9 protein-coding genes are annotated in these 10,622 nt (G+C 68.1%); 4 read left to right on the top strand and 5 right to left on the bottom strand.

Features of this window, described 5'->3' with window-relative positions; all coding sequences use genetic code 11:
• The 3 genes from L995_RS28295 to L995_RS28285 form a co-directional block, all read right to left on the bottom strand.
• A partial coding sequence (locus L995_RS28295) for a heme-binding protein (protein WP_231574551.1) occupies positions 1-466 on the bottom strand: 466 nt, incomplete at its 3' end.
• Between the two features lie 37 nt (positions 467-503).
• Entirely contained in the window at positions 504-3,590 is a 3,087-nt protein-coding gene (locus tag L995_RS28290; RefSeq protein WP_047474701.1) for an FAD-binding and (Fe-S)-binding domain-containing protein, read from the bottom strand.
• Between the two features lie 8 nt (positions 3,591-3,598).
• Positions 3,599-4,288: a GntR family transcriptional regulator gene (locus L995_RS28285; protein ID WP_047474698.1), complete on the bottom strand. Its 690-nt coding sequence runs from the start codon at positions 4,286-4,288 to the stop codon at positions 3,599-3,601.
• A 158-nt stretch (positions 4,289-4,446) separates the two neighbouring features.
• Here L995_RS28285 and L995_RS28280 point away from each other — a divergent pair, with 158 nt between their 5' ends.
• The 4 genes from L995_RS28280 to L995_RS28265 all read left to right on the top strand — a co-directional run bounded on the left by L995_RS28280 (position 4,447) and on the right by L995_RS28265 (position 8,978).
• Entirely contained in the window at positions 4,447-5,688 is a 1,242-nt protein-coding gene (locus tag L995_RS28280) for a pyridoxal-phosphate-dependent aminotransferase family protein (RefSeq protein ID WP_047327241.1), read from the top strand.
• A 105-nt stretch (positions 5,689-5,793) separates the two neighbouring features.
• On the top strand, positions 5,794-6,834 hold the full coding sequence (locus L995_RS28275; RefSeq protein ID WP_047474697.1) for a Bug family tripartite tricarboxylate transporter substrate binding protein: 1,041 nt from the start codon (positions 5,794-5,796) through the stop codon (positions 6,832-6,834).
• Between the two features lie 11 nt (positions 6,835-6,845).
• Entirely contained in the window at positions 6,846-7,442 is a 597-nt protein-coding gene (locus tag L995_RS28270; RefSeq protein ID WP_082001652.1) for a tripartite tricarboxylate transporter TctB family protein, read from the top strand.
• Positions 7,443-7,469: 27 nt separating this feature from the next.
• Positions 7,470-8,978 carry a tripartite tricarboxylate transporter permease gene (locus L995_RS28265; RefSeq protein ID WP_047474696.1) on the top strand — a complete coding sequence of 503 codons (1,509 nt, stop codon included), beginning with the start codon at positions 7,470-7,472 and terminating at the stop codon, positions 8,976-8,978.
• A gap of 10 nt (positions 8,979-8,988) precedes the next feature.
• Here the strand turns inward: L995_RS28265 and L995_RS28260 are convergent, their stop codons facing one another.
• Both L995_RS28260 and L995_RS28255 read right to left on the bottom strand, forming a co-directional pair.
• Entirely contained in the window at positions 8,989-10,206 is a 1,218-nt protein-coding gene (locus tag L995_RS28260) for a Fic family protein (RefSeq protein WP_047474694.1), read from the bottom strand.
• Positions 10,207-10,300: 94 nt separating this feature from the next.
• On the bottom strand, positions 10,301-10,622 hold a 322-nt coding region (locus tag L995_RS28255; RefSeq protein WP_047474692.1), incomplete at its 5' end, for a CorA family divalent cation transporter.

The raw sequence follows: 10,622 nt of genomic DNA, 5'->3' as shown, positions 1-10,622 counted from the left end.
CCGGCGACCATTGCAGCAGGTGCGTCAGCCAGCGCGGGCTGATGGTCGAAAGCTGGGGAACGGTTTCCAGCGCCGCAACGCCGGCCCGCGCCACCTCCGCATCCTCGGCCGGCTTCACCCCGCTGACGCCCACGGCGCCCAGGCAGTGGCCCTCCCTGGCGATGGGCACGCCGCCTTCCAGCAGGCCCTGCAGCGCGGGCACGCTCAGGTAGGCGGTGCGGCCGCCATTGATCATTTCCTCATAGAGCCGGCTTTCCTTGCGGCCCAGTGCTGCGGCGTGGGCCTTGGCCGGCGCGATGTGGGCCGAGGCCGGTGCCGCGCCGTCCAGGCGCTGCAGCCACAGCAGGTGGCCGCCGTCATCGGCGATGGCGATGCTGACGGCCCAGCCGCGCGCCGTGGCATGCGCCTCGGCGGCCTGGGCGATGGCCTTGATGTCCTGGAGGTCCAGGCAGGGCTTGTGCTTCATGAGAGTGCCTTGTCTTGTGCGGTAGGGAGGATGGCAGTCAGCGGGCGTCCAGCAGGCTTTCCAGCAGCCGCGCCACATGCACGGCTTCGCGCGCCGCGCCGTCGGCGATCTGGTGGCGGCAGCTGGTGCCGTCGGCCACGACGATGGCCTCGGGGCGCTGGCGTATGGCCGGCAGCAGGGCCGCCTCGGCCATGTCCATGGAGACCTGATGGTGGCTGGCCTCGTAGCCGAAGCTGCCGGCCATGCCGCAGCAGGAGCTTTCGATGAGCTCGGGCTGGGCGCCGGGAATCAGCCGCAGCACGTCGAGGATGGGGCTGACGGCGCCAAAGGCCTTCTGGTGGCAATGGCCGTGCACGAGGATGGGCGCCTCGGCGGCGCGCAGCGGCAGCGCGAAGCGGCCGGCCTTGACTTCACGGGCAATGAATTCCTCGAACAGCAGGGCCTGGGCGGCAACGGCCTGCGCAGGCTCGCCCAGGCCCATGACCAGGGCTTCGTCGCGCAGGGTCAGCAGGCAGGAGGGCTCCAGGCCGACGATGGGGATGCCGGCCCGGGCCAGGGGCGCCAGGGCGTTGATCAGCGCACCGGCGCTGGCCTTGGCCTGCTCGACCATGCCGGTGGCCAGGTAGGTGCGGCCGCAGCAGTGGTGGCCGCCGCCCTCTTTGGCGGACTTGCTGGCGGTGTGCAGCGCATAGCCGGCCGCCTGCAGCACGCGGGCGGCGGCCAGGGCGTTTTCGCTCTCGAAGGTGCCGTTGAAGGTGTCCACGAAGAGCACGGCCACGCGCTCGCCGGCCGCCGCGCGGGCCAGTGCCTGGTCGCGGTCAAGAAAGGTATGTGCTTCGGGCGCGCGCCAGAAGGTGTCGCTGCGCCAGGCCGGCAGCGAGCGCCTGGCGGACAGGCCCAGCAGTTTTTCGCCCAGTTGGCGCAGCACGGGCAGGCGGTTGCGCAGGTTCAGCAGCCAGGGCATGCGGCTGGCCGTGGCCGCGTAGCGCGGCAGATGGGCGACCAGCCGGTCCTTGAGCGTGTGGCCATGGCGGGCCTTGTAGTGGGCCAGGAATTCCACCTTCATGCGGGCCATGTCCACGCCCGTGGGGCAGTCACGCCTGCAACCCTTGCAGCCCACGCACAGGTCCATGGTGTCGTGCATGGCCTCGCTGGTGAAGGCGTCCGGCCCCAGCTGGCCCGAGATGGCCAGGCGCAGGGTGTTGGCTCGGCCGCGCGTCAGGTGCTGCTCGTCGCGCGTGACGCGGTAGCTGGGGCACATGGTGCCGGCGTCGAACTTGCGGCAGTGGCCGTTGTTGTTGCACATCTCCACGGCCTTGGCAAAGCCGCCGGTGACGTCGCCGCCCGTGCCGGGCGCCGTGGTGACTTCGGTGACCGGGTCGGCCTGCACGTTCCAGGCGGACCAGTCGAGCACGGGCGTGATGGGAATGCGCCGGTAGGGCCGGGGCGCATCGGCGGGCGCGAAGCGGAACAGCCGGCCATCGTCCATCTTCGGCGTATCGATGATCTTGCCGGGGTTGAAGAGGCTGTCCGGGTCGAAGTGCTGCTTGATGGCGCGCAGGGCCTCGGTGATGGCGGGCCCGAACTGCCAGGCAATCCACTCGCCGCGGCACAGCCCGTCGCCGTGCTCGCCGCTGAAGGCGCCCTTGTATTTGCGCACCAGTTCGGCCGCTTCCTCGGCAATGGCGCGCATGCGCGCCGCGCCGTCGGTGCGCATGTCCAGGATGGGCCGCACATGCAGCGTGCCCACGGAGGCATGGGCGTACCAGGTGCCCCGGCTGCCGTGGCGCGCGAACACTTCGGTGAGCGCGTCGGTGTACTCGGCCAGGTGCTGCAGCGGCACGGCGCAGTCCTCGATGAAGCTCACGGGCTTGCCGTCGCCCTTGAGGCTCATCATGATGTTCAGCCCCGCCTTGCGCACTTCCCAGAGGTTTTTCTGGGCCGCTTCCTCGGGCATTTCCACCACGCTGCCGGGCAGGCCCAGCTCGCCCATGAGTTCCACCAGCTGGCGCAGCCGCGCCAGCAGCGCGGCGCGGTCGTCGCCGGCGAATTCCACCAGCAAGATGGCGGCCGGGCGGCCGATGAGCGCGGTCTCTATGGTGGGCCTGAAGGCCGGGTTGGCCAGGCCCAGCTCGATCATGGTGCGGTCCACCAGCTCCACGGCCGTGGGGCCCAGCTTCACGATGTGCTGGGCCGAGTCCATGGCCGCGTGGAAGGTGGGGAAATTGACCACGCCCAGCACCTTGGCGCGCGGCAGCGCGCTGAGCTGCAGGGTGAGCGAGCGCGTGTAGGCCAGCGTGCCCTCGGCGCCTATCAGCAGATGGGCCAGGTTGACGCTGCCGTCGGCCGTGTAGGGCCGCTCGCTCTGGTTGTCGAAGATGTCGAGGTTGTAGCCGGCCACGCGGCGCATGACCTTGGGCCAGTGCGCGTGAATGTCCTCGCGGTGCTGTTGCGCCAGCCCGTGCACGAATTGCGCAATGCGCGCCGCGCGGCCCGTGGCCTGGGCGACGGGGCCGAAGTCCAGCAGCTCGCCATCGGCCATCCAGGCGCGGGCGCCGCGCACGTTGTGCACCATGTTGCCGTAGGCAATGGAGCGCGAGCCGCAGGAGTTGTTGCCCGCCATGCCGCCCAGCGTGGCCTGGGCGCTGGTCGATACGTCTACCGGATACCACAGGCCGAGCTTCTTGAGCCGGGCGTTGAGGTGGTCCAGCACCAGGCCGGGCTCGACCTCGGCCGTGCCTGCATCAGGGTCCACCGAGAGGATGTTGCGCAAATGCTTGCTGTTGTCGATGACCAGGGCCGCGCCCGTGGTCTGCCCGCACTGGCTGGTGCCGCCGCCGCGCGGCAGCACGGGCACCTTCAGCTCGCGGGCGATCTGCAGGGCCGTGGCGATGTCTTCTTCGCAGGTGGGCACGAAGACGCCCACCGGCATGATCTGGTAGATGGAGGCATCGGTGGCATAGCGCCCGCGCGAGGCGGCGTCGAACAGGACCTGGCCGCGCGTGTCCGAGCGCAGGCGGCGCGCCAGCATCTGGCTGACATCGTTAGGCGGCAGCACGGTGCCGGGGGCGGGCACGGTGTCGTCGGGGGAAGCGGCAAGGCGGTGCGTGGATTCCATCAGCATGGCAGCTCTCATTCGTTCATGGTTCGTGGGTAGATCTGGCCTGCCTTGAGCAGGGCGATGACGGTGTCGCGCTTGTGCTTCAGGTGGGCCACCAGCACCTGGCGCAGCGCGGCGGCATCGCGCGCCTGCAGCGCCTCCAGCATGCGTTCGTGCTCCTGGACGGCGCGCTTCCACTTGGCCGCGTCCTGGTTGGTGCGAAAGCGCAGCGACTGCACGCGGGCGTTGATGCGGCCATAGGTCTCGGCCAGCACGGGGTTGGCGGCGGCGCGGTTGATGGCCGAGTGGATCAGCGCATTGAGCCGGTAGTAGCCGGACAGGTCCTGGCGCGCATGGCTGGCCAGCATCTCGAAGTGCAGGGCCCGCACCTCGGCCAGTTGCTGCTCGCTGATGCGCTGCGCGGCCAGCTCGCCCGACATGCCCTCCAGCCCCGCCAGCACCTCGAAGGTCTGCAGCACATCGGCCTCGCCCAGGCGCACGGCCACGGCGCCGCGGTTGGGCACCAGGTCCACCAGCCCTTCGGAGGCCAGCAGCTTGATGGCCTCGCGCAGCGGCGTGCGCGAGACGCGCAGCTGCTCGCACAGCGCGCGCTCGTTGAGTTTGGCGCCGGGCGGTATGCGCCCCTCCACCAGCCAGGTGCGCAGCCGCGCCGCCACCTGGTCATGCAGGGCAAGCCGCGAAATCTCGATGATCTCCGCCATGGATTCTCCTGGTTTAATGAATTTTGCATTCATTTTTACGCAAGCATTTCTCAATGCATTCATGGTTATCACCAAGGCGTTTATGAATTTTGAATGCAAAAATTCGCAAACACCCTCCCCCGCAGACCGACCTGGCATTTCCTTGAAAAGGACGCACCATGCTCACGCTCGACAACCATCCCACGGGCCGCCACTTCCTCCAGATCCCCGGCCCCAGCCCGGTTCCCGACCGCATCCTGCGGGCCATGAGCCTGCCCACCATCGACCACCGGGGGCCGGAGTTCGGCCAGCTCGGCCTCAAGGTGCTGGCCGGCATCCAGCAGGTCTTCAAGACCCGGCATCCGGTGGTGATCTATCCGGCCTCCGGCACGGGCGCCTGGGAGGCGGCCCTGATCAACACGCTCAGCCCTGGCGACCATGTGCTGATGTTCGAGACCGGCCACTTCGCCTCGCTGTGGCAGAAGATGGCCACGCGCCTGGGCCTGTCCACCGAGTTCCTGTCCTATGGCGGCTCCGACGAGCATCTGCCCCAGGCGCCGGGCTGGCGCCATGGCGTGCAGGCCGGCCTGATCGAGGCGCGGCTGCGCAAGGACACGGAGCGCCGGATCCGCGCCGTGTGCGTGGTGCACAACGAGACCTCCACGGGCGTGACCTCGGACATCGCCGCCGTGCGCCGGGCCATCGACGCGGCGGGCCACCCGGCCCTGCTGCTGGTGGACACCATCTCGGGCCTGGCCAGCGCCGACTACCGCCACGATGAATGGGGCGTGGACGTGACCATCAGCGGCTCGCAAAAGGGCCTGATGCTGCCGCCCGGCATCAGCTTCAACGCGCTGTCGCCGCGTGCGCTGGAGGCCGCCAAAAGCGCCAGGCTGCCCAAGTCGTTCTGGGCCTGGGACGAGATCGTGGAGATGAACCAGACCGGCTACTGGCCCTACACGCCCAACACCAACCTGCTGTACGCCCTGTCCGAATCGCTGGACATGCTGCTGGCCGAAGGGCTGGATACGGTGTTTGCGCGCCACCAGCGCTGGGCGGCCGGCGTGCGCGCCGCCGTCCAGGCCTGGGGCCTGCCCATCCAGTGCGCCGATCCGCAGGTCTACTCGCCCGTGCTCACCGGCGTGATCACGCCCGAGGGCGTGGATGCCGACGCCCTGCGCCGCCTGATCCACACGCGCTTCGACCTGTCGCTGGGCGCGGGCCTGGGCAAGCTCAAGGGCCGCATGTTCCGCATGGGCCACCTGGGCGACAGCAACGACCTCACGTTGCTGGCCATGGTGGCGGGCGTGGAGATGGGGCTGAAGCTGTCAGGCATCCGGCTGGCCGGCAGCGGCGTGCAGGCATCCATGGATTACTTCGCGGCCCACGCCGCAGCCGGGGCGCTGCGCAAGGCCGCCTGAACCCATCGGCCCCGCGCCGAAAACCCTTGGCAGAGCCGGAGCACATGGCTCGCCCCCTTGATCGTGGATTGCACCAATACCAGGAAACAACAGGAGACAAGAGACATGACATCGCCCCGCAACCGCCTGGCGGCAACTGCCGTCGCCACCCTCGCCGCCACCGCCGCCATCACCCTGGCCGCCCCTGCCGCCTGGGCGCAATGGAAGCCCGCCAAGTCCGTCGAACTCGTCGTGCCGTTCTCGGCCGGCGGCGCCTCGGACCAGATGGCGCGCGTGATCCAGGCCATCGTCACCAAGCACAAGCTGATCGAGCAGCCCGTGGTCATCCTCAACAAGGCCGGTGCCTCCGGCGCCGAGGGCATTCTGGATGTCAAGGCCTCGGCGCGCGACCCGCACAAGCTGCTGGTGGCCTCCACGGCCATCTTCACCCTGCCCATGGCCACGGCCCTGCCCTTCCAGTGGCGCGACCTGAATCCCGTGGCCATGATTGCCCAGGACCAGTTCGTGCTCTGGGTCAATGCCGAGACCGGCTACCAGACGCCCGCCGACTACCTGGCTGCCGCGCGGCAGGCCGGCGGCAAGTTCAAGATGGGCGGCACCAGTTCCAAGCGCGAGGACCAGATCATCACCGCCAACATGGAACAGGCCGCCGGCGTGAAGTTCACCTACATCCCCTACAAGGGCGGCGGCGAGGCCAGCACCCAGCTGGTGGGCAAGCACATCGACTCCAACGTCAACAACCCCAGCGAGTCCATGGCGCAGTGGCGCGCGGGCCAGGTGCGGGCGCTGTGCGTGTTCGACACGCAGCGCATCGAGTACACGGCCAAGGTCACGGGCAGCCAGGCGCTGTCAGACATCCCCACCTGCAGGGAGCAGGGCCTGGATGTGCAGTACACCATGCTGCGCGGCTTCTTCCTGCCGCCCGGCACCACGCCCGAGCAGGCGCAGTTCTATGCGGGCGTGATGCACAAGGTGGTGGCCACGCCCGAGTGGAAGGAGTACCTGGAGAAAAACGCGCTCAAGCCCGAGTACATGACGGGGCAGGCCTTCGTGGACTTCCTGGCCAAGGACGAGACGCGCCACCTCGACATCATGAAGAAGGCCGGTTTCCTGTCGGCCAGCGTGGCCGCCGCCGCAGCCAAGTGAGGAGCCGCGCCATGGACACCGCCATCCACCTTGCCCCGCCCTCCTCCAATTCAGCGGCGGCAGCGGCAGCAGCAGCCCCGGCCCAGCCCTCCAGCGCGGCCACCGAATCCATCCCCGCCACCGAAGCCCAGGCCCCCGGCCTGTCCCGCCGCCATGTGGAGTACGGCGTGGCCGCCGTGCTGCTGGCGCTGGCCGTGCTCGTGGTCTGGGACAACCAGCGCATTGGCGCGGGCTGGGGCGACACCGGCCCGCAGGCCGGCTACTTCCCGCTGCGCGTGGGCGCCGTGCTGGGCATCTGCGCCATCGCCGTCTTCGTGCAGGCGCTGCGCAGCCGCAGCCAGGAACAGTTCGCCAGCTGGCTGCAGCTCAAGCGCGTGGCCCAGGTGCTGCTGCCGCTGACGGCCTACATCGCCGTGATCGCGCCGCTGGGCATCTACGCGGCCTCGGTGCTGTTCATCACGGGCTTCATGGTGTTTGCGGGCCGCTATCCCTGGTGGAAGGCCGTGGCGCTGTCGGGCTTCACCAGCGTGCTGCTGTTCTACGTCTTCGAGATCCAGTTCAAGGTGCCCCTGCCCAAGGGTCCGCTTGAAGCCTGGCTCGGCTATTGACCCCTGTCGCCGCCACGGAGCAACACCATGGACGAACTCCAATACCTCGCGCACGGCTTCGCGGCCGTCACCACCTGGCAGAACACGGGGCTGATGCTCACGGGCATCCTGCTGGGCATCGTGGTCGGCGTGCTGCCGGGCCTGGGCGGCCCCAACGGCGTGGCCATCCTGCTGCCGCTGACCTTCGGCATGTCGCCCACCTCGGCCATCATCCTGCTGTCGTGCATCTACTGGGGGGCGCTGTTCGGCGGCGCCATCACCTCGGTGCTGTTCAACATCCCTGGCGAGGCCTGGTCGGTGGCCACCACCTTCGACGGCTATCCCATGGCCCAGCAGGGCCACGCGGGGGCGGCGCTGACCACGGCCTTCACGGGCTCGTTCATCGGCGCCATCTCGGGCGTGATGCTGATCACCTTCCTGGCGCCGGTCGTGGCCTCGTTCGCGCTGCAGTTCGGGCCGCCGGAGTTCTTTGCGGTCTTCTTCCTGACGTTCTGCTCCTTCATCGGCATGGGCAAGGAGCCCAAGGCCAAGATCGTGGCCGCCATGGCCGTGGGCCTGCTGCTGGCGGCCGTGGGCATGGACACCATCTCGGGCGACCTGCGCATGACCTTCGGCTCCACCGAGCTGCTGCGCGGCTTTGATTTCCTGGTGGTGGTGATCGGCCTGTTCGGCATCAGCGAGATCCTGATGACCATCGAGGAAGGCCTGGCCTTCAAGGGCAAGAAGGCCTCCATCGACCTCAAGGTGGTGTTCAGGACCTGGGCCCGGCTGCCGCGCTACTGGCTGACCATGCTGCGCTCGGCCCTGGTGGGCTGCTGGATGGGCGTGACGCCCGGCGGCGCCGTGGCGGCCAGCTTCATGGGCTACGGGCTGGCCAAGAAGTTCTCGCGCGACCCCGACAGCTTCGGCAAGGGCAACCCCGAAGGCGTGCTCGCCCCCGAGACCGCCGCCCACGCGGCCGGCACCTCGGCCCTGCTGCCCATGCTGGCCCTGGGCATTCCGGGCTCGGCCACGGCGGCCGTGCTGCTGGGCGGGCTGATGATCTGGGGGCTGCAGCCCGGCCCGCTGCTGTTCACCGAGCAAAAGGACTTCGTCTGGGGCCTGATCGCCAGCATGTACCTGGGCAACATCGCCGGCCTGGTCATCGTCATGGCCACCGTGCCGCTGTTCGCCGCCATCCTGCGCGTGCCGTTTTCCATCGTCGCGCCCATGATCCTCATGGTCTGCGCCATCGGCGCCTTCACCGTGCACGGCAATGCCACGGACATCTGGCTCATGCTGGTCTTCGGCGTGGTCGGCTACGTGTTCAAGAAGCTGGACTATCCGCTGGCGCCCATGGTCCTGGCCATCGTGCTGGGCGACCGCATGGAAGACGCCTTCCGCCAGAGCATGCTCTCCAGCCAGGGCGCGCTGGGCATCTTCTGGCACAACGGCCTGTCGGGCACCATCACCACGCTGGCCTTGCTGATGCTGGTGTGGCCGCTGCTGGGCAGGCTGCGGGCGATGGCGTTCGGGGCAAGGGCTTCGGCGGCCTGAGAGGAGCCGTCTACAGCGAATCAGCCTCCGCTTCCGGCCAGAGGCGGGGGAAGTAAAAACGCAGGGCGTGCAGCGGCACGCCCAGGCGCACTCTTCCATACGGTGAATCCGTCTCCAGCAGGCCGCGCTTGAGCAGTGCCGATACCTGGGCGGTGGCCAGCCGGTCACCCAACCCCAGCATGGCCTTGAAGTCGGCCCGATCCATCTCCGCCTGGGCCGCAAAAAGATAGTGCAATGCGCGCAATGCCTCGCTGCGCACGCCTTGGCGCACCACCCGTTCCTCATAGGCAAGGCATGCCGCCATGCGTTCCTTCATGCCGTCCAGCGACAGAAGTCCCTCCATGAAGCTCACCTGGTCCATGCACAGTTCCAGCACGTATGCGATCCATTCGATCAACCCCAGTTCGGTCAGATTGCCACGGCCATCAAGGTCACCACGGCGCGGCTCGTCTGCGGCGGCAAGCAAGGCGTAATAGCGCTCCTGCGACCGTGCGAACCCCCTCAGGGGGGACCACAGACCATTGCTCAGGCCCATGTGGGTTAGTACGAGATGTGAATGCAGCCGGGCCACGCGCCCGTTGCCGTCCCGGAACGGATGGATCCAGGCCAGGCGCTGGTGCGCAGCGGCCATGGCCACCAACTGCAACTCGCCACGGCGCACGCCGGAGTAGAAGCTCGACCAGCGGTCCAGAAAAAATGGCAACTGCCCCGCTGCAGGCGCCGCATGCCTGCCCACGCTAACCTCCCGCGTGCGCCATCGACCCGGCTCGATGGCATCGTCGCCAAGGGCGCCGGCCTCCAAATCGGCCTGGGGCAGACGGGCGAAGAGATCCTGGTGGATATCGGCCAGCATCTGGGGGGTCCAGACCTGCGCATTCGTCCATTGCGTGGACCTGTACTCCAGTTGCTCTTCAGTGGCCATGTGCGCCAGCGCCAACCGCTGACGGCGGGCCTGGTCTTCGTCCTGCGCATAGTCGTTGTGCAGGGCGCGCTCGATATCCAGCGGAAAGGTGTGCTGTCCCTCGATCCTGTTCGAGTAATACGAGTTCATGGCCCGAAGCAGCCGGCGCAGGCCTGGCAATGTGTCTGGTCGGTAGCGGCCGGCCAGCCGCTCACCCAACCTGATCAGGTCATGGGAGAGCTCCAGCAAAGGGCCCAGCTTGTGTTCCCCCGGCAGCAGCGGCTCCATCTGGGCAGGATGGTCGTATAGCAGGAATTCTTGCGACATTGATCACCTATATAAGCAGCTGATTTATATAGATGAAATCCGTTTGGTGCGAGATATTTTGCGAGTTCTTCTGCAAGACTCCCTGACACGTCCCCTAATCCCTGTACCGCTTCTTGCGAAACGCCAGCCATGCGGCGATGACGGTGAAGGCGACGACGATGGACACCACGATCCAGAAGCCGTGCTCGTGCTCGGCCAGCGGTATGCCGCCCACGTTCATGCCGAACAGGCCGGCCAGGATGTTGATGGGCAGGGCCAGCACGGTGACCACGGTCAGCACGAAGAGGCTGTTGCTGTTGTCCTCGTTCACGGCGGCGGCCACCTCTTCCTGCAGCAGCTTGATGCGGTCCTGCAGGGTCTGCATGTCGCGCAGCATGAGCGAGAACTCCTCGCTCGCTGCGGCCAGGCCGACGCGG

This window comes from Delftia sp. ZNC0008, from assembly GCF_000799035.1.
Classification (GTDB): Bacteria; Pseudomonadota; Gammaproteobacteria; order Burkholderiales; family Burkholderiaceae_C; genus Comamonas; species Comamonas tsuruhatensis.
The sequence above is the reverse complement of the archived record's forward strand: the minus strand, read 5'-3'. Positions and strand labels throughout refer to the sequence as shown.